The organism is Micrococcus sp. iso_229 (assembly GCF_058072725.1).
Genome location: NZ_CM176514.1, coordinates 1,361,787 through 1,385,158, shown reverse-complemented (window position 1 = coordinate 1,385,158; position 23,372 = coordinate 1,361,787). Strand labels below are relative to the sequence as shown.

At 72.5% G+C, this 23,372-nt stretch carries 21 protein-coding genes and 2 pseudogenes; 14 read left to right on the top strand and 9 right to left on the bottom strand.

The genetic code is table 11. The annotated features are described in order from the left end of the window. Positions 1-4: 4 nt before the first annotated feature. Positions 5-1,429, bottom strand: coding sequence for a septation protein SepH (sepH, locus tag AC3RKA_RS06435; protein WP_136940483.1), 1,425 nt, complete (start codon positions 1,427-1,429; stop codon positions 5-7). Positions 1,430-1,720: 291 nt separating this feature from the next. Here sepH and AC3RKA_RS06430 point away from each other — a divergent pair, with 291 nt between their 5' ends. Continuing rightward, the gene (locus AC3RKA_RS06430) at positions 1,721-2,020 is read left to right on the top strand and encodes a DUF4193 domain-containing protein (protein ID WP_002858157.1); all 300 of its coding nucleotides are present in this window, start codon (positions 1,721-1,723) and stop codon (positions 2,018-2,020) included. Positions 2,021-2,039: 19 nt separating this feature from the next. On the opposite strand, the gene AC3RKA_RS06425 is transcribed toward AC3RKA_RS06430, so the two are convergent. Then, entirely contained in the window at positions 2,040-2,582 is a 543-nt protein-coding gene (locus AC3RKA_RS06425; RefSeq protein WP_002858155.1) for a DUF3093 domain-containing protein, read from the bottom strand. Positions 2,583-2,699: 117 nt separating this feature from the next. On the opposite strand from AC3RKA_RS06425, the gene dut reads away from it, so the two are divergent. From dut to AC3RKA_RS06405, 4 genes are read left to right on the top strand one after another with little or no spacing between them, the layout of a single operon-like run. Then, positions 2,700-3,182 (top strand): dUTP diphosphatase, encoded by a 483-nt coding sequence (gene dut, locus AC3RKA_RS06420; protein WP_002858154.1) that lies wholly within the window; start codon positions 2,700-2,702, stop codon positions 3,180-3,182. Beyond that, positions 3,179-3,955: a DUF3710 domain-containing protein gene (locus AC3RKA_RS06415; protein ID WP_002858153.1), complete on the top strand. Its 777-nt coding sequence runs from the start codon at positions 3,179-3,181 to the stop codon at positions 3,953-3,955. The genes dut and AC3RKA_RS06415 overlap by 4 nt, the downstream gene beginning before the upstream one ends. Then, positions 3,952-4,269, top strand: a complete 318-nt coding sequence (locus tag AC3RKA_RS06410) for a single stranded DNA-binding domain-containing protein (RefSeq protein ID WP_002858152.1) — start codon at positions 3,952-3,954, stop codon at positions 4,267-4,269. The genes AC3RKA_RS06415 and AC3RKA_RS06410 overlap by 4 nt, the downstream gene beginning before the upstream one ends. Positions 4,270-4,292: 23 nt before the next feature. Next, positions 4,293-4,997, top strand: a complete 705-nt coding sequence (locus AC3RKA_RS06405) for a DUF3159 domain-containing protein (protein WP_060774506.1) — start codon at positions 4,293-4,295, stop codon at positions 4,995-4,997. Here the strand turns inward: AC3RKA_RS06405 and AC3RKA_RS06400 are convergent. Further along, complete coding sequence (locus AC3RKA_RS06400; RefSeq protein ID WP_060774505.1) at positions 4,949-5,662, bottom strand: potassium channel family protein; 714 nt, start codon at positions 5,660-5,662, stop codon at positions 4,949-4,951. The two genes, AC3RKA_RS06405 and AC3RKA_RS06400, sit on opposite strands and share 49 nt — an antisense overlap. After that, positions 5,659-6,360, bottom strand: a complete 702-nt coding sequence (locus AC3RKA_RS06395; protein WP_060774504.1) for a potassium channel family protein — start codon at positions 6,358-6,360, stop codon at positions 5,659-5,661. The genes AC3RKA_RS06400 and AC3RKA_RS06395 overlap by 4 nt, the downstream gene beginning before the upstream one ends. A 134-nt stretch (positions 6,361-6,494) precedes the next feature. Between AC3RKA_RS06395 and AC3RKA_RS06390 the strand changes: the two genes are divergently transcribed. The 4 genes and pseudogenes from AC3RKA_RS06390 to AC3RKA_RS06375 all read left to right on the top strand — a co-directional run. Further along, positions 6,495-8,447: an APC family permease gene (locus AC3RKA_RS06390; RefSeq protein WP_060774517.1), complete on the top strand. Its 1,953-nt coding sequence runs from the start codon at positions 6,495-6,497 to the stop codon at positions 8,445-8,447. 159 nt (positions 8,448-8,606) lie between these two features. Then, on the top strand, positions 8,607-10,079 hold the full coding sequence (locus AC3RKA_RS06385; RefSeq protein WP_002858141.1) for a class I SAM-dependent RNA methyltransferase: 1,473 nt from the start codon (positions 8,607-8,609) through the stop codon (positions 10,077-10,079). A 201-nt stretch (positions 10,080-10,280) separates the two neighbouring features. Next, positions 10,281-12,983 carry an aconitate hydratase AcnA gene (gene acnA / locus AC3RKA_RS06380; RefSeq protein ID WP_002858140.1) on the top strand — a complete coding sequence of 901 codons (2,703 nt, stop codon included), beginning with the start codon at positions 10,281-10,283 and terminating at the stop codon, positions 12,981-12,983. 225 nt (positions 12,984-13,208) lie between these two features. Next, positions 13,209-13,633 (top strand): annotated as a pseudogene (locus tag AC3RKA_RS06375) (transposase); the annotation flags it as partial. Positions 13,634-14,019: 386 nt separating this feature from the next. Here the strand turns inward: AC3RKA_RS06375 and AC3RKA_RS06370 are convergent. The 4 genes and pseudogenes from AC3RKA_RS06370 to AC3RKA_RS06355 all read right to left on the bottom strand — a co-directional run bounded on the left by AC3RKA_RS06370 (position 14,020) and on the right by AC3RKA_RS06355 (position 17,983). After that, positions 14,020-14,643, bottom strand: coding sequence for a CueP family metal-binding protein (locus AC3RKA_RS06370; RefSeq protein WP_136940484.1), 624 nt, complete (start codon positions 14,641-14,643; stop codon positions 14,020-14,022). A 181-nt stretch (positions 14,644-14,824) separates the two neighbouring features. Next, positions 14,825-15,174: pseudogene (locus tag AC3RKA_RS06365) on the bottom strand (metal-sensitive transcriptional regulator). Further along, positions 15,171-17,306, bottom strand: coding sequence for a heavy metal translocating P-type ATPase (locus AC3RKA_RS06360; RefSeq protein WP_136940485.1), 2,136 nt, complete (start codon positions 17,304-17,306; stop codon positions 15,171-15,173). Before AC3RKA_RS06360 ends, AC3RKA_RS06365 begins: the two are co-directional and overlap by 4 nt. 89 nt (positions 17,307-17,395) lie before the next feature. Continuing rightward, positions 17,396-17,983: a YdhK family protein gene (locus AC3RKA_RS06355; RefSeq protein WP_136940486.1), complete on the bottom strand. Its 588-nt coding sequence runs from the start codon at positions 17,981-17,983 to the stop codon at positions 17,396-17,398. 266 nt (positions 17,984-18,249) lie between these two features. Between AC3RKA_RS06355 and dxs the strand changes: the two genes are divergently transcribed. The 4 genes from dxs to AC3RKA_RS06335 are packed head-to-tail and all read left to right on the top strand — an operon-like array spanning position 18,250 to position 22,096. Continuing rightward, the gene (gene dxs, locus AC3RKA_RS06350) at positions 18,250-20,265 is read left to right on the top strand and encodes a 1-deoxy-D-xylulose-5-phosphate synthase (RefSeq protein ID WP_260446432.1); all 2,016 of its coding nucleotides are present in this window, start codon (positions 18,250-18,252) and stop codon (positions 20,263-20,265) included. Beyond that, entirely contained in the window at positions 20,262-20,780 is a 519-nt protein-coding gene (locus AC3RKA_RS06345) for a hypothetical protein (RefSeq protein ID WP_136940488.1), read from the top strand. Before dxs ends, AC3RKA_RS06345 begins: the two co-directional genes overlap by 4 nt. 3 nt (positions 20,781-20,783) lie before the next feature. Further along, positions 20,784-21,758: an aldo/keto reductase gene (locus tag AC3RKA_RS06340; protein ID WP_136940489.1), complete on the top strand. Its 975-nt coding sequence runs from the start codon at positions 20,784-20,786 to the stop codon at positions 21,756-21,758. Continuing rightward, entirely contained in the window at positions 21,758-22,096 is a 339-nt protein-coding gene (locus AC3RKA_RS06335; RefSeq protein WP_136940490.1) for a PLD nuclease N-terminal domain-containing protein, read from the top strand. The genes AC3RKA_RS06340 and AC3RKA_RS06335 overlap by 1 nt, the downstream gene beginning before the upstream one ends. A gap of 7 nt (positions 22,097-22,103) precedes the next feature. Here AC3RKA_RS06335 and AC3RKA_RS06330 read toward each other — a convergent pair whose 3' ends face one another. After that, positions 22,104-22,616: a Rieske (2Fe-2S) protein gene (locus AC3RKA_RS06330; RefSeq protein ID WP_049160898.1), complete on the bottom strand. Its 513-nt coding sequence runs from the start codon at positions 22,614-22,616 to the stop codon at positions 22,104-22,106. A 94-nt stretch (positions 22,617-22,710) separates the two neighbouring features. On the opposite strand from AC3RKA_RS06330, the gene AC3RKA_RS06325 reads away from it, so the two are divergent. Then, complete coding sequence (locus tag AC3RKA_RS06325; protein ID WP_489727010.1) at positions 22,711-23,367, top strand: hypothetical protein; 657 nt, start codon at positions 22,711-22,713, stop codon at positions 23,365-23,367. Positions 23,368-23,372 lie beyond the last annotated feature (5 nt).

The window sequence follows — 23,372 nt, the reverse complement described above, 5'->3', positions numbered from 1 at the left end:
GGGGTCAGTCGCCCTTGCGGCCGAAGACGATCTCGTCCCAGCTGGGCACGGACGCTCGGCGCGCGGCCGAGCGGGCCCGGGGGCGCGGTGTGACGGTCGGCATGGCCGGGCGCGCCGCACGCTCGCGGGGCGCGGGCTCCGCCCCCGCGTCCTCGACACCCGGCTCCGCGACGTCTGCGGCAGTGTGCTCGGCGCGGTCGGTCTCGGTGGCCGGTTCCGGCTCGTCGACGCCCGGGGCGTCGTCGGCGGTCGTGAGGGCACCCTCGGCGTCGACCGGGGCGAGCCGCTCGGGCGCCGGGGCGGCCTCGCGCTGACTCCGGTCCTGGTGCTCGCGGGCGATCAGGTGGGCGAGCGCGTCGTCCGACTCCAGGTCCGCGCCCACGCGCTGACCCCGGCGCACCCGCAGGATCTCCAGCAGATCGGCGTCGCGGTCGGCGGCGGTCGAGTGCGCACCCGCGGGGGTCACGGCGTCCTCGGCGTCCACGTCGTCCGTCACCGGTTCAGCCGCGGGGGCGCGGGGGACCAGGTCCCAGGCCTCCGCCTCGGACAGGGCGCGGGCCCAGGCGTTCTCGGGTTCGAGGTGGCGTCCGGCCGGGCGGAACGTCCAGAGCGCCGGGGGCGCCTCGTGGGTGGGCAGACCCCTCGCACCGGCCACGGCGAACCGGGCGGCCACGGTCCAACCGGCCTGATCCTCGCGCCACGCGTCCCACTCGAGGCTCGCCTCGTCCACGCCCAGCTCGGCGAGCCGGTGCGCGGCGAGCTCGCCGAGCGTCGTGGGGCCGCCGTCCTGGACGAGGTCCGAGTAGAGGTCGGGCCCGCCGACCCAGACCTCGACGGCGCGGGCCTGCCGGGCGATCCAGTCGCGCTCGGCCAGGACGGGGTGACCGTAGGTGCGGATGCGCGAGAAGGCGTTCCCACTCTCCCGGGCCACCTGCTCCACGGAGGCGCCCGCACGGATGCGCTGCTGGATCTCCCGGGGGGTGAGGGGCACGGCCTCCTGGGTCGCGGCGGCCTTGACGGACTCCTGGTCGGTCAGCGGCGCCGGGGTCGGTCCGTCCGCGGTCTCGTCGTCGGCCACGGGCCGCGGGTCGATGCGCGGGGTGAGCGCGAGGTCCTCGTCCGGCCGGGCCGGGCCGGAGGGCGCCTCGGGAGTCCGCTCGCCCTCCTCCGCGGCATCGTCGGTGTGCGTCGTCGCGTCTACCGGTCCCTCGGCGTCCTCGTCGCCCGTCCCGGGGACGTCCGTCTCCGTCATGTCGTGCCAGGCCGCGGGGCCGTCCTCGGCCGGTCGCCCGTCCTCCGGCGCAGCGCCCTCGATGACCAGCCGGCGCAGATAGGGGGAGAGGGCGAGCGTGTGCTCCTCACCCTCCGGCCCGGACAGGCGCAGCGCGTCGCCGTCCTCGGTGGGTCCGGTCAGTCGCAGCTCTGCCATGGCGGTGGTCCCTCCCACGTCGTGTTCTGGTCACCGGGCATGCGGACGCCCGGCCGGGCATGCCCCGATCCTAGCCGCCGGGCCGCAGACCACGGCCCGGGCGAGGGACGAGTGCCCGCGCGAATCCGCCCTGGGCGAGCATGCCGGTCAACATTTGGCACGGGTTCGGCCATGGTGCACAATCTACGCGCAACGGCGCAGGCCGGTGATGCGTGGCCCGTCCACGACGCCGTCCGCGCAGTGCCGGCACCGGTCCCGGTGCCGTCCCCCACCAGCGGAGCGTGAAACCCCATGGCCACTGACTACGACGCCCCTCGCAAGAACGAGGAAGAGCTGAGCCAGAACTCCATTGAGGAGCTGAAGGCACGGCGCACGGACACCCAGTCCGCCGTCGTGGACGAGGACGAGGCGGAGGCCGCCGAGGGGTTCGAGCTGCCCGGCGCCGACCTCTCGGGTGAAGAGCTGATGGTGCGGGTGCTGCCCGCCCAGTCGGATGAGTTCACCTGCGCCTCCTGCTTCCTGGTCCGCCATCGCTCGCAGGCCGCGCGAGAGAAGAACGGCCTGATCTACTGCACCGACTGCGAGGGCTGAGCCCCCGCCGCCGGGGCGGTCAGCGGTCCTCGGCCGCCCCCTCCTGCCGGGCCATGGTCCCGCCGAGGGCCGCGACCAGCTCCTCCGGGCGCCGGGTGCTGGTCAGCCAGTAGGGCGTGCGGTCGCGCTCGTCGGTCAGCTGGATCCGCACGACGGGCGCGATCCAGCCGCGCACGTTCACGAAGGCCAGCCCGTGCAGCAGCGGGCCGCGTTGGGCCCGGGCATCCTCGCCGCGATACCCCGTGACCTGACCGACGTGATGCCGTTCGATGCTGGCGCGGCCCACCTGGAGAGTGCGTTCGCGCACCACGATGCGCGGGGTGGTGGCCACCAGGATCAGGACCTCGACGGCCAAGAACACGACGGCGGCCGCGATGCCCAGCCCGAGGTCGATCGGCGCGAACACGAGGATCGTCAGCGCCGCCAGCATGAGCGCCACGGCCCAGACCCCCGCGGAGGGCGTCAACCGCTCCTCGAACAGGACCGGATCGGGTCCCGCCGCAGCACCCTCGGGGGCGCGGCGGGAGGCATCGGCGACGGGGTGCTGCTGGGGATCACGCATGGGTCCCAGCTTCCCACATCCGGACTCCGGTCCCGCCGCGCGGCACCGGCGAGGGCGCCCGCCCGGCCGCCTCGACACGGCCCCGGGCCGACGGGTGCTCGTGTAGGGTCGGGCCTCGTGACCGACTCCGCCGAGCTGCCCGTGCCCCTGCACGCCCTCGATCCGGGCCTGGCCCCGCCCGCCTACGCGCAGCGGGGCGACGCGGGCGCGGACCTGCGCACCGCCGTCGACGTGACCTTGGCCCCGGGCGAGCGCGCCCTCGTGCCGACCGGCGTGGCGCTGGCCATCCCGGAGGGCCACGCGGGGTTCGTGCACCCCCGCTCGGGCCTCGCGGTCCGCCACGGCCTGAGCGTCGTCAACGCCCCCGGCACCATCGACGCCGGCTACCGCGGCGAGATCAAGGTGCCCCTGATCAACCTGGACCCGACCGAGCCGATCGTGCTGCGCCGCGGCGACCGGATTGCCCAGCTCGTGTTGCAGCCGGTCGTGCGCGCCCGCTTCGAGCCTGTGGACGCGCTGCCCGACTCCGAGCGCGGGGTCGGCGGCTTCGGCTCGACCGGCGGCTTCACCGCCGACATCACCCCTGGGAGGACGTCGTGATCTTCGGACGTAACCGCACCGTGCGCCACGAGCAGGTCAGCCTGCCGGACGAGCTGCTGGAGGAGCGCGACCTCGAGATCGCCGCCGCGCCGGAAACTGTCGACGTCGGTCCGCACGACGTCGCCACCCGCCCGGACCCCGCGGGCATGATCGACCTGGGGTCGCTGCGCCTGCGGGCCGTCCAGGGCATGAAGCTGCGCCTCGACGTCGAGGACGCGACGAAGCGGATCGTCGCCGCCACCGTCAGCCTCGGACGCTCGGCCCTGCAGGTCCAGGCGTTCAGCGCCCCGCGCCGCACGGGTCTGTGGGACGACCTGCGCGCCGAGCTGCACGACTCCCTGTCGACCACCGCCCACGCGACCGTGCAGGAGCAGTCCGGCCGCTTCGGCATTGAGATCCTCACGCGCGTGCCGGCGGCGCTGCCGGACGGCTCGCCGGGGTGGAACGTCGCCCGGTTCGTGGGCGTGGACGGTCCGCGCTGGTTCGTCCGCGGTGTGTTCCACGGCGAGGCCGCCTTCCAGCCGGAGGCCGCTGAGGCGCTGGAACAGGTGTTCTCCGACCTGGTCGTGGTGCGGGGCGACGAGCCGCTTCCGCCGCGCGAGCTGCTGCCCCTGCGTCCGCCTCCCAACGCGCGCCCGCTGCAGCGTCGCCGCCCGGCCCCGGACGAGGGCCGGGACGTGCTCGCGGACACCGCTGCCGGCCCGGGGGACGGCGCGGCACCGGAGGCCACCGCGCTGCCCGAGCGCGGTCCGGAGATCACGGAGATCCGGTGAGTTCCGCCGTCGCGCCCCGCCCGGTCGGGGCCGCGGGCCGCATCGAGCGCCGCGGCGTCATCGCCTCCGTCACGCTGCCCGGCGCGGACGAGGCGACCGTCTTCCGCGCGTCCCTGGCCGACCGCCCGCCCGCACCCGGGAGCATGGCGCCCGCCGAGACGCTGCAGCTGGTCTGGCACGGGCGGCGCCGCGTGCCCGGCGTCATGCCGGGGGAGTGGCTGACGGTCCGCGGCCGCGTCACCCAGATGGACGGCGTGCCCACCCTGCACAACCCCGAGTTCGACCTGGTCGACGCGCCCGGCGCCACGCTCTGAGCACGGCCCCGAGAGGAGAGCCCATGACCGAGCCGCATGGCCCCGCCACCGCCGCCCCGGACGGCGCCGGCCCCCTGCCGTCTCGAGCCCGTCTGGATGAGCGCGGCCGCCTCGACGCGCTGGGCAGCGTCGGAGGCTGGCGCGGCATCGTCGAGGCCTCCCTGCCCACCCTCGTCTACATGGTCGGCTACGTCGCCACCCAGCAGGTGTGGCCCTCCGGCGTGGCGGCCGTCGTGGTCGCACTCGTGCTGGGCGTCGCGCGCCTCGTCCAGCGCCAGTCGCCGGTCCAGGTACTGGCCGGCCTCGCCGTCGTCGTCCTGTCCGTCGTGGTCTCCCTGACCACCGGCCAGGCCCGCGACTACTACCTGTGGGGCTTCGTCACCAACGCCGCCTATGGCCTCGCGTTCGCGGTGTCCGCCCTCGTGGGCTGGCCCGCGGCGGGCCTGGTGCTCGGCCTCGTGCGCGCCGAGGGGACCCGCTGGCGGGCCCAGCGGCGTCGGCGCCGCGCCTACGCCGCGGCCACCTGGATCCTGGTGGCCGTGTTCGCGCTGCGCCTGGCGGTGCAGGTGCCCCTCTACCTCGGGGACGCCGTCACCGCGCTCGGGGTGGCCCGCCTGGTGATGGGCCTGCCGCTCTATGCCCTGGGGCTCTGGCTCGCCTGGTCCGTCAGCTCGCCCGGTCAGGACGACGGCGTGCCGGCGGACTCCGCCGCCTCCGAGCGCCCCTGAACGCGGCCCTCGCCGACGAGGAGGCGACGCAGGGCCGGCTCGGCGGAGCCGGCGGCCAGGAAGAAGAGCTCGTCGCCCACCTCCAGGACCTCGTCCGCCGACGCCTGCCGGGGGGCACCGTCGCGCACGACCGCCACGAGCGGAGCCTCCTGCGGCCAGGACACGGTGCCGATGCGCCGGCCCTCGAGCCAGTGCCCCGCCGGGACCCGGAACTCGGACAGCGCCGCGCCGCCGGCCTCCAGTCTGAGCAGACGCACGAGGTCCCCGGTCTCGACGGCCTCCTCCACGAGCGCCGTCATGATCGAGGGGGTGGACACGGCCACGTCCACACCCCACGACTCGTCGAAGAGCCAGTCGTTGAGCGGGTTGTTGACGCGGGCCACGGTGCGGCCGACGCCGAACTCCGAGCGGCTCAGCAGGGAGCACACGAGGTTGACCCGGTCGTCGCCGGTCGCCGCGACGAGCACGTCCGCCTCCAGGGCGCCGCACTGCTCGAGCACGGTCAGGTCGCATGCATCCCCGAGGACGAGGCGCGCGCCGCCGACATCGGCCTTGCGGGCCGCGTCCGTGCGCGCCTCGACGACGACCACCTCGTGGCCGTGCGCGTGCAGCTCCCGCGCGATGGAGGCGCCCACGGCGCCCGCTCCGGCGATGACGGCCCTCATGCCCGTCCCTCCTCGTCCTCGTCCGTGCCGTCCGGCACGCGTGCCTCGCCCTGCAGGGCGGCCTCCACCCGGTCCCGGCGGTCCACCGGGTAGACGGCGTGGAGCACGTCGCCCTCCTGCAGGCGGTCGCCCGGCCGGGGCAGCTGACCGTCGCCGAGCCGGGTGAGGTAGGCGATGCGCATCCCCACCGTGGACTCGACGTCGCTCAGCCGACGGCCCCACCACGAGGAGTGGGGGACCAGCTCGGTCACGAGCAGTCGGCCGGAGCCGTCGCGGTGCTCCGCGTCGGCGGTGCCAGCCGGCAGCAGCCGGTGCAGCACCTGGTCGGCCGTCCACTGGATCGAGGCGACCGTGGGGATGCCCAGGCGCTGGTACAGCCGGGCCCGGTCGGTGTCGTAGATGCGCGCCACCACGTGGTCCACGTGGAAGGTCTCGCGGGCCACGCGGGCGGCGATGATGTTCGTGTTGTCGTCCGCGGTCACGGCCGCCAGGCCCTGCGCGCGGTCGATGCCCGCGGCGAGCAACGCGGAGCGGTCGAAGCCCACACCGGCCACGAGCTCGCCGGAGAAGCCGGGGGCCAGCCCCTCCACGGTCCGCGGGTCGCGGTCCACGAGGGCGACGCCGTGACCGGCCGCGTCCAGCGCGGCCGCCAGCCGGGTGCCCACCCGTCCGCCGCCGACGATCACGTAGTGGGCCATGCCCGTCCCTGCCTCTCGTGCGGTGCTCCGTGCGCCGGGGAGCCGACGCGGGCTCCATCCTCGCATCCGGCGGGCACGTCCGGGAGCATCCGCGTCGCCGCGGTGCCCGGGCCCGGCGGGGGTACCGTGGTGCGGTGGCCTCGCTGTCCTCCCTCCTGCGCCGCGGCCTCCTCGGTCGCCCCGTGACGTCGCACGCCGCCGACGAGCCCCGCATGAACCGGTGGCGGGCGCTGCCCGTGACGTCGTCGAACGCCCTGTCCTCCCTCGCCTACGCCCCGGACGAGGTCATCCTCACCCTGGTCGCCGCCGGCACGTCCGCGCTCGCGCTCGGACCCGCCGTCGGCTGGGCCGTCGTCGCGGTGATGTTGCTCATCGTCGTGTCCTTCCGCGCCGCGGTCGCCGCCGTTCCGCACGGCGGCATCTACCACATGGCCGGCACGAAGTTCGGCCCGAGGGCCGGTGTCGTCGCCTCGGCCGCGCTCCTGCTGGACTTCGTGTTCACCGCCGCGGTCTCCGTGGCCGCCTTCGCCCACTTCGTGGCGGCGTTGGCCCCCGGGCTCACCGTCGGCAGCCGCGTGCTGGTGGCCTCGGCCGCGCTCGTGGGCGTGCTGCTGGCCGCACTCCGCGGGGTGCGGCTGTCCCGGTGGGTGCTGCCCGTGCTCGTGGGCGTGTTCGTCGCCCTGACCGGGCTGCTCGTCCTGGCGGGTCTGTGGCAGGAGGGTCGTGGGCTGCTCGGCGCGGCGCCGACGGCCGGGTGGACGCAGGAGGGCGCCGGGGTCGGCGAGACCGTCGGCACCGTGGCGACGGCGCTGCTCGCCCTGCGCGCGTTCAGCGCGGGATCGGTGCTGCTCACCGGCGTCGAGGTGCCGGTGTCGAGCACCCGCCTGATGGCCCGGCCGGCCGTGCCCATGGTGCGGTGGGTGCTCACCGTGATGGCCCTCACCCTCGGCGCGCTGACTGTGGGCGTCATGCATCTGGCCCAGCGCACCGGCGTCGTCGTCGGGCTGGAGCTGGAGAACCTCCGGGACGCCGCGGGCGCGGAGGTCACGCCCGACCGCGCCCCCGCCCCCGTGCTCGCCCAGCTCGCGGACACCGTGTACGGCCCGGGCAGCGTCCTGTCCGTCGCCACCATCGCGGCCACCGCCCTGCTCCTGCTGTTCGCGGCCAAGTCGGCGTTCCGCTCGTTCCCCGCCCTGGCCGCGCGCGTGGCCGAGGACGGCTACCTGCCCCGGCAGCTGAGGGTCCGCAGCGACCGGCTCGTGCACACGTGGAGCGTCCTCGGGATGGGGGCCGTGGCCCTCTCGCTCGTGTTGTTCTTCGAGGCCCGGACCGCCCTGCTGGTACAGCTCTACGTCATCGGCGTGCTCCTGGCCTTCACGCTCGCGCAGGCCGGCATGCTGCGGCTGTGGCGCCGTCGGCTCGTGCACACGCCGGGCGCCCGGGCCCGCGCGGCCGTCCGGCTGCGCCTGATCATCACGTCGGTGGCCTGGGTGGTCACGGCGCTGGCGGGCGTCGTCGTCCTGGTCACCCGCTTCACGCAGGGCGCGTGGGTGGCGCTGCTGGCGATCGTGCTCGGCTCGCTGGTGATGGGGCGGATCCGCCGCCACTACGCGGACGTGGACCGCGAGCTCGCACCGGACCCCCAGGACGACGCGCGGGCCCTGCCCTCGCGGGTCCACGTGGTGGTCGTCGTGACCACGCTGGACCGGCCGGCACTGCGGGCGCTGGCCTACGCCCGCGCGTCGCGGCCGTCCTCGCTCGAGGCCGTCGTCGTGGACGCCGAGCGCGCCGCCACCCTGGAGGTGATCGACGCCTGGGAGCGCGCCGGCCTGCCGATGTCGCTCACCGTGATCGCCTCGCCCTACCGCGACACGGTGGCCCCCCTGGTGCGGCATGTGCGCGAGCACCGACGCCGCTCCCCGCGGGACCTGACCATGGTGTTCATCCCGGAGTACGTGGTCCGGCCCGGCTGGCGCACGCTCCTGCACAACCGAACCGCCACCCGCCAGACGCGGCGGCTGCAGCGGGAGCCGGGCGTGATGGTGGGCTCGGTGCCGTGGCAGGTCCACGAGGGCCAGGGCTCCTGACCGCCCCGGCGCCCCCGGCGAGCGGCGGATGACGCCGTCCGACGGCGCGCCCAAGATCGAGGCGACACAGCCGCATCGGTCTGCAAGGATGGTGATGATCTGGCCAGTCGATGCTCAGGGCAAGACCTGAAGCGCGCTGCGATGCGAGAGGAGCCAGAGATGGCAGTCGTCGACACAACCACAGACGTCACCGGGATCGGAGGGACCATCGAGGTGGAGGTCGGGGCCATGGCCCACGGCGGCCATTGCGTGGCCCGGCACGAGGGGCGGGTCGTCTTCGTGCGCCACGCCGTTCCCGGCGAGAAGGTCCGGGTGGCCCTGACCGAGGCCGAGGAGGGCGCCCGCTTCTGGCGCGGCGACGTCGTGGAGGTGCTGCGGCCCTCCGAGTTCCGCCGCATCCACCAGTGGAAGCTGGCCGACATGCTGCGCGCCCACGCCTCGGGCCGCCCGCCCGTGGGCGGCGCCGAGTTCGGCCACATCGTGGTCCCGCACCAGCGCCGGCTCAAGGCCCAGGTCTTCCGGGACACGGTGCACCGCATCGCCGACCTCGCGGTGGAGCCGGAGGTGTGCTTCGCCGGCTCCGAGGACGAGCCCACCGGCCAGCGCTGGCGCACCCGCAACGCGTTCGCGGTGACCCCTCAGGGGCACATCGCGATGCACGCCTACCGTTCGGCGACCCTGCTGCCCGTGCGCAACATGCCGCTCGGCGTGCCCGCCCTCGACGCGCTCGCCCTGTGGGACTGGGACTTCACCGGGGCGGCCCGCGTGGACGTCGCGACGCCGGCCTCCGGCTCCCGCCCCCTCGTGCTGGTGACGCCCACCCCGCAGACGCGGGCGGACGAGGTCAAGCTCGGCCGGCTGCGCACCCGGATCCGCCAGGCCGCCAATGCGTGCGGCGTGGACGTCTCCACCGGCCTGGCCCTGCCCGGCCCGAAGCGGTTCCTGCCGGTCAAGGTCGAGCGCATCACCGGGAAGACCTGGGTCGAGGAGACCGTGGAGTCCGAGCGCGGCGGCACCAAGCGCTTCCGTGTCACGGGTGACGGCTTCTGGCAGGTCCACCAGCACGCCCCGGCCACCCTCGTGGACGCGGTGCTCGAGGACGCGCGCGTCGAGCCGGGCCAGGTCGTGGCCGACCTCTACGGCGGCGCCGGCCTGTTCAGCGCGTACCTGGCGGACGCCGTGGGACCCGAGGGCCGCGTGTACTCGGTGGAGGCCTCCCGCCAGGCCTCGAAGGACGCCCGCCGCAACCTGCACGACCAGCCGCAGGCCTCGGTGCTCAACGGCCCCACGGACAAGGTGCTCGGCAGCTGGCTGAAGTACCCCGAGCGCCCCGTGGCCGACGGCGGCCTCGGCGGTGCCGCGCTGGACACCGTCGTCCTGGACCCGCCGCGGGCCGGCGCGGGGCGGCGGGCGATCGAGCGCATCCTCGCGCTCGAGCCGGGCCGCATCGTGTACGTCTCGTGCGATCCCGCCTCGTTCGCCCGTGACCTGGCGTGGCTGCGCGACGGCGGCTACGAGGTGGAGCGCGCCCGCGTGTTCGACCTCTACCCGGACACGCACCACCTCGAGTCGGTGACCGTGCTGGTGCCGGCCGCCCAGAGCACCCCGGCCGCGGCCGTCGTCGAGATCTGATCCGGCATCCGCGCGGCGGCCTGCGGGCCGCCGCGCGCCATGCCCGCGTCACACGGGACCGGCGCGGTACCCTGGGACGCAGTGCGGCACCTGTGACGCAGACGACGCCCGTCCCGGACGGCGCGCGGTCCGCGACCGCGGGTGACCACCCCCCACTGGACGAGCGCCCGGAGGAAACCGGGCGGGAAGAGGAGTCCTCTTGTGACCACCGTCGACAGCTTCGGCTCCAAGGGCGTCCTGGACGTCAAGGGCGCCGAGTATGAGATTTTCCGTCTGAACAAGGTCGAGGGGGCGCAGAAGCTGCCCTACTCCCTGAAGGTGCTGCTGGAGAACCTGCTGCGCACCGAGGACGGCGCCAACGTGACCGCCGACCAGATCAAGGCCCTGGCCGCCTGGGACCCGAACGCCCAGCCGGACACCGAGATCCAGTTCACGCCGGCGCGCGTGATCATGCAGGACTTCACCGGCGTGCCCTGCGTCGTGGACCTGGCCACCATGCGTGAGGCCATCCAGGACCTGGGCGGCGACCCGGAGCGCGTGAACCCGCTCTCCCCGGCCGAGCTCGTGATCGACCACTCCGTGCAGATCGACTCCTTCGGCAACGACGCCGCCATCGAGCGGAACATGGAGATCGAGTACGAGCGCAACGGGGAGCGCTACAAGTTCCTGCGCTGGGGCCAGACCGCCTTCGACGACTTCAAGGTCGTCCCCCCGGGCATGGGCATCGTCCACCAGGTCAACATCGAGAACCTGGCCCGCACCGTGATGACCCGCGAGGTCGATGGCGTGCTGCGCGCCTACCCGGACTCCTGCGTCGGCACCGACTCGCACACCACCATGGTCAACGGCCTGGGCGTGCTCGGCTGGGGCGTCGGCGGCATCGAGGCCGAGGCCGCGATGCTCGGCCAGCCCGTGTCCATGCTGATCCCGCGGGTCGTGGGCTTCAAGCTGACCGGCAGCATCCCGTCCGGCGCCACCGCGACCGACGTCGTGCTGACCATCACCGAGATGCTCCGCCAGCACGGCGTGGTCGGCAAGTTCGTCGAGTTCTACGGCGAGGGCGTCGGCTCCGTGCCCCTGGCCAACCGCGCCACCATCGGCAACATGTCGCCCGAGTTCGGCTCCACCGCCGCGATCTTCCCGATCGACGAGGTCACCCTCGACTACCTGCGCCTGACCGGTCGCTCCGAGGAGCAGGTCGCCCTCGTGGAGGCGTACACCAAGGAGCAGGGGATGTGGCACGACCCGTCCTCCGAGGTCGCGTACTCCGAGTACCTCGAGCTGGACCTGTCCACCGTGGTGCCCTCCATCTCCGGCCCGAAGCGCCCCCAGGACCGCATCGAGCTCACCGACTCCAAGGACCAGTTCCGCAAGGACCTGCACAACTACGCCACGCAGGACGAGGCCGGCGAGGGCCGCCCGTCCAAGCTCGTGGACGTGGCCATGGCGGACGGCCGTCAGTTCCAGCTGGACCACGGCGCCGTGTCCATCGCCTCGATCACCTCGTGCACCAACACGTCCAACCCGTCCGTGATGATGGCGGCCGGCGTGCTGGCCCGCAACGCGGTCGCCAAGGGCCTGAAGTCCAAGCCGTGGGTGAAGACCTCCGTGGCCCCGGGCTCCCGCGTGGTGACCGACTACTACGAGAAGTCCGGGCTGCGCGAGTCCCTCAACGACCTCGGCTTCAACGTGGTCGGCTACGGCTGCACCACCTGCATCGGCAACTCCGGCCCGCTGGAGTCCGAGATCTCCGAGGCCATCCAGGAGAACGACCTGTCCGTGACCGCGGTGCTCTCCGGCAACCGCAACTTCGAGGGCCGCATCAACCCGGACGTGAAGATGAACTACCTGGCCTCCCCGCCGCTGGTGGTCGCCTACGCCCTGGCCGGCACCATGGACTTCGACTTCGAGAACGAGGCCCTGGGCCAGGACACCGAGGGCAACGACGTCTTCCTCCAGGACATCTGGCCGGACCCGACCGAGGTCCAGAAGATCATCGACGCGTCGATCGACACCGAGATGTTCACCTCGCAGTACGCCACGATCTTCGACGGCGACGAGCGCTGGCAGTCCCTGGAGACCCCCTCGGGCTCCACCTTCGAGTGGGACGAGAAGTCCACCTACGTGCGCAAGCCCCCGTACTTCGAGGGCATGACCATGCAGCCGGACCCGGTGTCGGACATCTCCGGCGCCCGCGTCCTGCTCAAGCTGGGCGACTCCGTGACCACGGACCACATCTCCCCGGCCGGCTCCTTCAAGTCGGACACCCCGGCGGGCCGCTACCTGCTGGAGAACGGCGTGCAGCGCAAGGACTTCAACTCCTACGGCTCCCGTCGTGGCAACCATGAGGTGATGATCCGCGGCACGTTCGCGAACATCCGCATCAAGAACCAGCTGCTCGACGGCGTGGAGGGCGGCTTCACCCGCGACTTCACCCAGGAGGGCGCCCCGCAGGCCTACGTGTACGACGCGGCGCAGAACTACGCCGAGCAGGGCACCCCGCTGGTGGTCCTGGGCGGCAAGGAGTACGGTTCCGGCTCCTCCCGTGACTGGGCGGCCAAGGGCACCGCGCTCCTGGGCGTCAAGGCCGTGATCACCGAGTCCTTCGAGCGCATCCACCGCTCGAACCTCATCGGCATGGGTGTGCTGCCGCTGCAGTTCCCCGAGGGTGAGAACGCCGACTCGCTGGGCCTGACCGGCACCGAGACCTTCGACATCTCCGGCATCATCGCCCTCAACGAGGGCACCACGCCGAAGACCGTGAAGGTCACGGCCACCGGTGAGGACGGCAAGGTCACCGAGTTCGACGCGGTCGTCCGCATCGACACCCCCGGTGAGGCCGAGTACTACCGCAACGGCGGCATCCTGCAGTACGTGCTCCGTCAGATCGCCTCGAAGGCCTGATCCACGGGACACCGCGCGCGGGCACCACGACGGCGGCCCGCCGCCCTCCGCACGGGGGGCGGCGGGCCGCCGTCGTCGTGGGCGCCGGGGGCGACTCCGGTGCACGACCGCTCTTCATCCCCCAGTGCAGGGACCGGCTAACCCTTGGGCCAGACGGGCCTCGGGCGTGTCTGACAATGAAGCCGGGGGGCGGCCGGCACCCTCGACGACACGTCCCGGTTCCAGATGCTCTCCCACGCCCCCACAGGCCGGCAGGGCCGGCCGTTCGCCGATACCCGCACGATGCTCGACGCCATCATCCACCGGTACAGGTGCATCGATCCCCTGGCAGGACCTGCCCGAGGTCTACGGGCCCTGACAGTGACGTGTGGACCTGGCACCGGCGCATGGCCGAACAGGGCACCTGGGACACGGTGCCGGCAACACTGACCCCCTGCAGCGGAGGCCGAAGGCCTGATCGATGGGTCGGCCTCGGTAGACTCCACGATCGCCCACGCACATCAGCGCGCCACGAACACCACCCGGCTCACAGGGGGCTGGATCGAACGACAGGAATCCGCGTGAAGGACCCCGCCGATCACGGCATCGGGCGCCCCTGGGGCGGGCTGAGCACGAAGACCCATCAGCTGATCGACGGGGCAGGGCTGCCGTGGTCCTGAATGCTGTGCTCGCGTGGTCGACGGCATTCTCAGACACGCCCTCGTAGCGTGTTCGAACTGATCAACGATCCAGGTCAAGTGCTCAAGAGGCTCGGCGAGGCTCAGCACCGGCAGGCATGAGCGTGAGGACCCGGACAGAGAGGATCCCCCACAGTGCACATCGTGAAGGGGCGTGAGTGATGTAGTGCTCTTCAGTTGGCACTGATTGATACTGGTCGACGAGGCTTCAGCCCGGTCTGCTTATGCCCTCCGATGACTCTGAAGCCGGCTCTCGGGCGAATCCTCACATCGGGACGCCGAGACCCTTGGGGCATCCAAGGACGGGACGTCTCGACGCCTGATCTGTCGGGGCTGCAGAGGAGCATGAGGCCTGGGCCTCAAGCCAGCTGAAGACCGGTCAAGCAGGTGGGGTCGTCGGGGCGGGTCGAGATGGCCTTTTCCGCGGTGCGGCCTTCAGCTGAGACCGTGAGAGTGGCGTCAATTCCACGCGGCAGCCAGACCCCGACGAATCCGTTGTCGTGAGTCGTCAGCGTTTCATCGAGGATGGTCTCCCCGGACGTCGCCTCGACCACGGTGACGTGGACGTCCGTATTGGCGAGTTCGCCGCTGCACGTAGTGAGGCTGTGGAAGTAGCATTCGTGAGTCTGGCTGCGATACGGGGCGATAGAGACGTAGAATTCGTCTTCTGGCATCCGCAGGGTGGTCTGATTGTTCTGATCGTCGGTCAGTACAAGCTGGTCCGGTTCAATCGAAGCGATGAATTCGGACGAGCGATCTGTCATCTTCGTTGAGTCGAGGCGCTCGATGATCTCGCGAGCATTCAATCCGTCTAGATCGTGCTCGACCACCAGTGAGCGATCGGATCCTGGATCAGCGGACGGTCCCGCATCAGCACAGCCGCTGAGCAGGAGGACGGCGCTGGTCGCCAGACCGGTGAAGGCCGCGCAGATTCTCAGGCGGATCCTGGAGGACTGGATCGGAGCAACAATGGCAAGTGGCATGCCCAACTCTTTTCTCAGGTGAACGTGTTCATGTCGTCAGGTTGGACCGAAGGCATCCGAGTTCGCCGGTGTCAAGGGTTCGACGAGGTGCGACGCACGCCTGCCCGGAGACATCGAGAGCCTTGTCCTGATCTGGGGCCAACCGGTCCGAGGCACCCTGTGTTGACGACATCGGATGGTGTCAGGAGCGCACGAGGCGATTGATGGCGTCGCTGGCCTCCTGGATCGTGGCGATGGCCGCGTCTTCATCGCCTTTCCTGACGGCGTCGGGCACGCACTGCTTGGGGTGGTCATCGAGCAGACCGGTCGCCACTCCTTGCAGGGCGCGGGTGAGGGCCGAGACCTGGGTGAGGATGTCGATGCAGTACTTTTCGTCGTCGATCATCGCGTGATGCCGCGGGCTTGGCCTTCGACACGCTTCATGCGGTTGCGGTAGCGGTCCTTGTCACTGATGTAGCCGTGCCGATGGGCTCCGGTGTCGGTGCCGGTCTCATCGGCTGCAGTGTCAGTGGTCACGGGTGTGTCCTTCACTTCTGGTGCTCCAGGACGGAGCGGGTGCTGGCAGCTGGGGCGAGGTCGATGCGACGCAGCAGCTGGGCGTTGAGCGCGACGACGACGGTGGAGATCGACATCAGGATCGCACCTACTGACATCGGCATGACGAAGCCGACGGGTGCGAGCACGCCAGCCGCGAGCGGCACAGAGAGCACGTTGTACCCTGCAGCCCACCACAGGTTCTGCTTCATTTTGCGGTATGCGGCGCGGGAGAGCTGGATCACCGAGAGCACGCTGCGCGGGTCGGAGCTGGCGAGGATGACACCTGCAGAAGCGATGGCGACGTCGGTGCCGGCCCCGATGGCGATGCCGACGTCGGCCTGGGCCAGGGCAGGGGCGTCGTTGACGCCGTCGCCGACCATGGCGACCTTCTTGCCCTCCTTCTGCAGCTGGTCGACCTTGGCGGATTTGTCCTCGGGGCGGACGCCGGCGAAGACCCGGTCGATGCCGAGCTCTCTTCCCACCTCGTTCGCCACGGCTTCCGCGTCGCCGGTGATCATGACGACCTCGACGCCGAGCTGATGGAGCGCATCGACGGCATCGCGGGACTCTGGGCGAATCTCGTCGGCGAGCTTGAGACCGCCGATGACCTTGCCGTCGCGGAGGACGTGCAGGATGATCGCACCCTCTGCCCGCCATTCGTCGGCGACACCGATCTCGTCCTGGCCGGTCTCCTCGAGCAGACGGGGTCCGCCGACGCGGATCTCGTGATCGGCCACCGTCGCGGTGACGCCGACCGCCGGGGAGGAGGTGAACCCGCTGGCCGGTTCGACGGCGAGGCTCTTCTCCTTGGCGGCGGTGACGATGGACCGGGCGAGGGGGTGCTCACTGTCGGCCTCGGCGGAGGCGGCCAGGGCGAGGACCTGTTCGGCATTCACGCCGCCGGTCGGCTCCACGCCGATGACGGTGGGCTCGCCCTTGGTCAGGGTGCCGGTCTTGTCGAAGAGCACCGCGTCGACCTGGCGCATGGACTCCAGGGCGAGGCGGTCCTTGATCAGGACCCCGCCGCGGGCGGCGCGCTCGGTGGCGATGGACACGACCAGAGGGATCGCCAGACCCAGCGCATGGGGGCAGGCGATGACGAGGACCGTGATGGTGCGAACGACCGCGTCGTCGGGGAGCCCGAAGAGCGTCCAGACGACGGCGGTGATCAGCGCAGCTCCGAGGGCGAACCAGAACAGCAGGGCGGCAGCCCGGTCGGCGATGCGCTGGGCGCGGGAGGATGAGCCCTGCGCCTCGGCGACGAGCCTGTTGATGCCCGCCAGAGCCGTGTCGTCGCCGGTGGCGGTGATCTCTACGCGCAGGCCGGAGTCGGTGGCCACGGTGCCGGCGGTGACGTTCTCGCCCTCGCCGCGGGCGACGGGGCGTGATTCTCCGGTGATCATGGACTCGTCCATGTCGGCGCGGCCGTCGACGATGGTGCCGTCGGCGGGGACGCTGCCGCCAGGCCGGACGATGACGACGTCGCCGACGCGCAGCTCTGCCGGGTCGACCTTGACGACGTCGTCTCCCTCTACGCGCTCAGCCTCGTCAGGGAGCAGCGCGGCGAGGGAGTCCAACGCTGAGGTGGTCTGGGCCAGTGAGCGCATCTCGATCCAGTGGCCCAGCAGCATGATGACGATCAGCAGCGCCAGCTCCCACCAGAACTCGAGCTCGGGGTGGACGAGACCGACAGTGGCGGCCCAGGAGGCGAGGAACGCGACGGTGATGCCGAGCGCGATGAGCAGCATCATCCCCGGCTGGCGGCTTTTCAGCTCGCTGACAGCACCGGTGAGGAACGGGGTGCCGCCCCAGGCGTACATGACGGAGCCGAGGACTGCGGCGACCCAGCCCGCCCAGCTGGGGACCGAGTAGCCCAGGAGCATGGCGAACATGGGGGAGAACGCGACCACCGGGATGGCGATGATCAGGTTGATCCAGAACAGCCGCCGGAACTGGCCGACGTGGTCGCCGTGGCCCGCGTGACCACTGCCGTGATGACCGTGCCCGGCGTGGTCACCGTGTTCCGTGGTGTGGTCTTTGTTCTCGGCGCGCGAGTCGTCACGGTGGCCGGACTCGATGGTCGCGACGCCGTCGTGGTCATGGTGATGCGTGGTCGGGTCCGTCATGCTCTTCGCTTCCCCTCGTCATTCCCCGATCTTTCCTTCGATCGGGTCGTATGTCGCCGCGGACCTTCAGCGCGCCCGCGGCGATCGGCTCAGGAGGCCGGCTTGATCTCGCTCTCGACGACCCACTTGTGGTTGGTCATCGTCATGCCGTCGGACTCGTAGTCGACCATGTAGACGGTCTCCTCGGTGGAGGAGGCGATGGTCGCCTCCGCGCCCTCCATGCCTTCCATGTGTTCGGCCTCGAGAGTGACCTCGGTGCCGTCGGCCAGACGTTCATCTCCGGCGTCCTTGATCTCCTGCTGGACGACCCACTTGTGATCCTTGACCGGCTCCCCGCCTGTGGACGGCGTGAAGTCCACCGCATAGGTGTACGTGTCGTACGCGCCGGCGATCGTCGCGTTCGCACCGTCCATGCCCTCCATGTGGTCGGCGGTGAGCGTGACCTCGGTGCCGACCGGGTATGTGGGCGACGCAGCCGTCTCGATGCCCTCGGGTGCGGGGCCGCCGTCCATCGGATGCTCCATCCCGCCACTGTCAGAGCTGCTGCCGTGGCCCTCGTGGTGGCTGGTCGTCGAGGGGGTCGCTTGGTCCTGGTCACCGCCGGTGCTGCAGCCGGTGAATACGAGCGCTCCTCCGAGCACTCCTGCGGCGACGGTGGTCCTGAGGCGCTTGCGCATGAAGTCTCCTGTTCGTTCTGGTCCAGTCGACATTATACCCCCCTGGGGTATCGATCGCATGCCGATCGGCGGGCGTGGACTCGCCCGGCCATGATCCAATCGACCCGGGGTGGTGGCACTGATGCTGCGATGGAGGACAACGGCTCGGCGGCTCTGGTGGCCGATGGAATCGCGGCCCGAACGGACGGGTTCACCTCGCTCGCCGTCGTGACGGGATCGGCTGCGTCCCGCCCGGGTGCGGGCCCGCGGAGTACGCTGGTCGGACCATGGAACATCTGCCCCCCACGAGCCCCGGCGCCCCGCTGCTGCCGCAGATCGCCCGCCCGGCGGACCTGTCGGCCCTCACGGAGGACCAGTTGACCGCGCTGGCGGCGGAGATCCGCGCCTACCTGATCGCCCACGTCTCCAAGACGGGCGGCCACCTCGGACCGAACCTGGGCGTCGTCGAGCTGACGCTGGCCGTGCACCGCGTGTTCGAGTCGCCGAAGGACGCGGTCATCTTCGACACGGGCCACCAATCGTACGTGCACAAGCTGCTCACCGGACGCCAGGACTTCACGACGCTCCGCCAGGAGGGGGGCCTGTCCGGCTACGGGGACCGCACCGAGTCCGAGCACGACGTGGTGGAGTCCTCGCACGCCTCCAGCTCGCTCTCCTGGGCGGACGGCATCGCGCGGGCCTGGGCGCAGACCGGGCAGGGGGACCGCACCGTGGTGGCCGTCATCGGCGACGGCGCGCTCACGGGGGGCATGGCCTGGGAGGCGGTCAACAACATCGCCGCCGGCCGGGATCGGCGCGTGGTGATCGTGGTCAACGACAACGGCCGCTCGTACGCGCCCACGGTGGGCGGCGTCGCCGAGCACCTGGGCGGACTGCGCCGCGGGGTGCTGGACAAGGTGCGCACCCACCACCGCTACGAGCAGACCCTCGACTACCTCAAGCACCGCCTCCAGGAGGCCGGCCTCGCGGGCGAGCTGGTGTACCGGCCGCTGCACGCGGCGAAGAAGGGCCTCAAGGACCTCTGGGCGCCGCAGGGCCTGTTCGAGGACCTGGGCATGAAGTACATCGGCCCGGTGGACGGTCACGACCTCACGGCCATGGAGGAGGCCCTCGAGGACGCGCGGGCGTACGGCGGGCCCGTGATCGTCCACGCGATGACCGAGAAGGGGCACGGCTATCCGCCGGCGGTCGCGCACGAGGCGGACCAGTTCCACGCGATCGGCGTGATCGACCCCTCCACGGGCGAGCCCATCACCTCGTCGACGGCCCAGTCGTGGACCTCCGTGTTCGGCGAGGAGATGGTCGCGATCGCGAATGAGCGGCCGGACGTCGTGGCCATCACCGCCGCCATGCAGAATCCCGTGGGCCTGGCCCCGATGGCGCTGGCCCATCCGGACCGGGTGTTCGACGTCGGCATCGCCGAGCAGCACGCGGTCACCTCGGCCGCCGGCATGGCCTTCGGCGGGCTGCACCCCGTGGTGGCCGTCTACGCGACCTTCCTCAACCGCGCCTACGACCAGGTGCTCATGGACGTGGGCCTGCACCGTGCGGGCGTGACGTTCGTGCTGGACCGCGCGGGCGTCACCGGGCCGGACGGCCCGAGCCACCACGGCATGTGGGACCTGGCCCTGCTGCAGTCGGTGCCGGGGCTGCGGATCTCCGCGCCCCGTGACGCGGACACGCTCCGGGAGGAGCTGCGCGAGGCCGTCGCCGTCGAGGACGCGCCCACCGTGGTGCGGTTCGCGAAGGGCTCGGTCGGCGAGTCGGTGCGTGCCCTGGAGCGGCTGTCGGACGGCACGGACGTGCTCGCCCGGCGCGGCGAGGCCGGCGGACGCGACGGCGCCGAGCGGGACGTGCTGATCGTGGCGGTGGGCGCGATGGCCGAGCTCGGCCTCGACGTCGCCGAACGGCTCGAGCGGCACGGCATCAGCGCCACGGTGATCGACCCGCGCTGGGTCCTGCCCGTGGCCCGGTCCGTGATCGACACGGCCGCCCGCCACCGGATCGTCGTGTGCCTCGAGGACGGGGTGCGGGCCGGCGGCGTCGGCTCGCGGATCCGGCAGGAGATGCGCGCGGCCGGCGTGGACACCGCCCTGAACGAGGTCGGCCTGCCCGTGGAGTTCCTCGCCCACGGCAGTCGCGAGCAGGTGCTGGCCCGCGTGGGCCTCACCGCGCAGCGCATCACCCAGGACACCGTCGCCCAGGTCCTCGGCGCCAAGGTCCCGTACGCCCGGCCCGTCCCCGAGGACGCGGCCGCCCCCCACCACCAGGAGCAGGCATGAGCATCGTCCGGCTGTACCGTGAGACCGTCGGTGACGACGGCGCCCGGCTCTTCGAATACCGCGAGGCATGGGCCGACGCGGAGGCCGGGGAGTTCGTGGTCCACCACGGCCGGGTCGGCCAGCCCGGCACCGTCGGGGAGCAGCCCCTGGCCGACCCTGCCGAGGGCGATCAGCTGCTGGCCGCGTTCGTGGCGCAGGGCGCGGAGGAGGGCTTCGCCGAGGCGGACCCCGCGGCCTTCGCCGTGCTGCCGGTGGCCTACCGGCTCCGCGGCCGGGAGGCCACCGCGATCGAGCGACGCACCGTCGAGCGGCTGCGCGTCGAGGTGACCCACCAGCTGGCCTGGCGCGGTCTCGGCGAGGTCGAGGACGTCGTGGAGGAGGTCGGTGCCCTCGTGCTGCGCGTGCGGACCCCCCACGCCCGCAAGGCCGCCGCCGAGATCCCGGCGGCCGCCAAGCGCGCCGACGGCGTGCAGCCGAACAAGGTGGACGTCCGCACCGCAGAGCAGGAGGGCTGACCCGTGCGCCACACCCGTCTCGGTCGCTCCGGGCTGACCGTCTCCGTCATCGGCCTGGGCTGCAACAACCTCGGCCGCCCCGGCACCGCCACGCTGGAGCAGGCCGGCACCGACGAAGTCGTCCACGCCGCGCTCGACGCCGGCATCACCTTCTTCGACGTCGCCGACATCTACGGCGCCGAGCCCGGCCTGTCCGAGGAGCGGCTCGGCCGCGCCCTGGGCGCCCGCCGCGAGGAGGTGGTCATCGGCACCAAGTTCGGCATGGACATGGGCGGTGTCGCCGGCGACGACGGCGGCGCGCGGGGCTCGCGCCGGTACATCGTGCGCGCCGTCGAGGACTCCCTGCGCCGTCTCGGCACCGACTGGATCGACCTCTACCAGTTCCACACCCCGGACCCGGCCACGCCCATCGAGGAGACCCTCCGTGCGCTCGACGACCTCGTGCGCGCCGGCAAGGTCCGCTACGTGGGCCACTCGAACCGGGCCGGGTGGCAGATCGCCCAGGCCGAGTACGTAGCCCGCGAGCTGGGCGTGGAGCGCTTCGTGTCCGCGCAGAACCACTACAACCTGCTGGACCGCCGGGCCGAGCTCGAGGTGGTCCCGGCGGCGGCGGAGTTCGGGCTTGGCGTCCTGCCGTACTTCCCGCTGGCCAACGGGCTGCTCACGGGCAAGTATTCGCAGGGCGACGCCCCCGAGGGCTCGCGCCTGTCCCACGTGCGCCAGAACATGGTGGCCGACGCGGACCTGGAGCAGCTGGCCGCGTTCGGCCGGTTCGCCCGGGAGCGGGGGATCACCGAGGTCCAGGCCGCGATCGGGTGGCTGGCGGCGCAGGGACCGGTGTCCTCCGTGATCGCCGGCGCCACCCGTGCCGCGCAGGTCGTGGAGAACGCGGCGGCGGCCGACTGGCTCGCCACGGCGGAGGACCTGGCCGAGCTGGACGCCCTGTTCCCGGGCCCGGAGAAGGTCGCGCTCTTCTGATGGTCGCCGCGCTGAGCGGCGCGGCCGCCGCGGCGGCCGCCACCCCGCTCGTGCCGACGCCGGGGGAGGCCGCCCTGGGCTGGACCGTGTCCGTCGTGGCCGGCGCACTGTGGGTGGCCGGCTTCGTCTCGCTGGGCCGCAGCCCCCTGGACGCGCGGGCGCGCCTGCCGTGGGTGGGCGTCATGCTGCTGCTGCCGGTGCTGGGGGCGCTCATCTGGTTCTGGTGGCGGCACCGCTACTACCCGGCCCGGCGGCGCGAGCAGCCGGCGTGGGACCCCAACGACCGCTCCGCCGTCGTGGTGCCCCCGCGGCGGCGCTACGGCGCGCCGGAGGACTGAGCCGGGCTCAGAGCTTGACGACGATGCGGTCGTCGACGACGGCCGCGTCGTAGTCCATGAGGGCCTTGCGGGCCGGGCCGCCGAACGGCTTCCCCGAGGTGACGTCGAAGTGCGAGCCGTGGCAGGGGCACGCGTAGGCCGGGCCCTCCTGCCGGTCCACGACCTGGAGCAGGCAGCCCTGGTGCGTGCACACGTTGGTGAAGGCGGTCACCGTGGTCTCGTCCACGCGATGCATCATCAGGGTCCGGCCCTGCACCTGGACCTCGCGCGACGCGCCCACGGGCAGCTCGGCGGCGGGCAGCGCGTCGACGGCGTCGGAGCCGGTGTAGTGGTCCTGCGCGGTGTCCTCCTCGCGCAGCCGGTCCGTGCAGCCGGCCAGCGCGAGTGCGCCGGCACCCGCGGCGGCGACGGCGGCGCCGCGGCCCAGGACGGTGCGGCGGGAGGTGTCCGGGCGGGCGTGGCCGCCGCAGCAGCCGGGCCGGGAGGAGTTCGGGGTGAGGGGGGAGTCCTGCGTGGTCATCGACCCATTATCGCCCGTGGCGAGGGCGGATGCGACCGGGCCCGACGGGTGCGAGGATCGGGGGGACGGACCCCCGAGCCCCAGGAGCACCGCCGTGACCGACCCCGCCCCGCGCCCCACCGGCGCCGCCCGCTTCGACCTCACCCCCTTCGAGCGGTGGGAGGCCGTGACCCTCGACGACGTGCACGTCGGCTTCCTGCACCGGGTGCTGGAGGACGGCGTGCTGACCACCCGCATGGGCTTCGCCCCCACGCCCGCCCAGCGCGCCGCCCGCGGTGGACTGCCCGAGCGCTACCTCGCCCAGACGCAGGTCGGCTTCACGCCCGACGGCGACGGCTGGGCCTGGACGACCCACGAGGACTCCGCCGGCGCCCAGCGGGTGCGCATCGACCGCGAGCGGGCCGGCATCGACGCCGCGGTGCTGCCCTCGTACGCGGAGTACCTCCTCCTCGCCCGGGTGACCGCCGAGGGCCCGCTCGCCGTGGACCGGCTCGAGGAGGCCTCGCCCCTGCAGGGCGGGCTGCGCGTGCCCCGCGCCGAGCTGCGCCCGGCGGATGCGGGCGGGTCGGACGTGCGGGTGGCCGTCGTCGCGGACGGCGTGGAGCTGGGGGCGCACCTCGTGCGCGAGGGCGCCGTGGTCGCCTCCGACTGGGGCGGGGGCACCGCCTCGACCCCCGTGGCCGACCGGGCCGCGGCGACCGCCGGGCTCGACGCGCACGTGGCGACGTTCGCCGGGCTGCCGATCGCCTGAGCCGT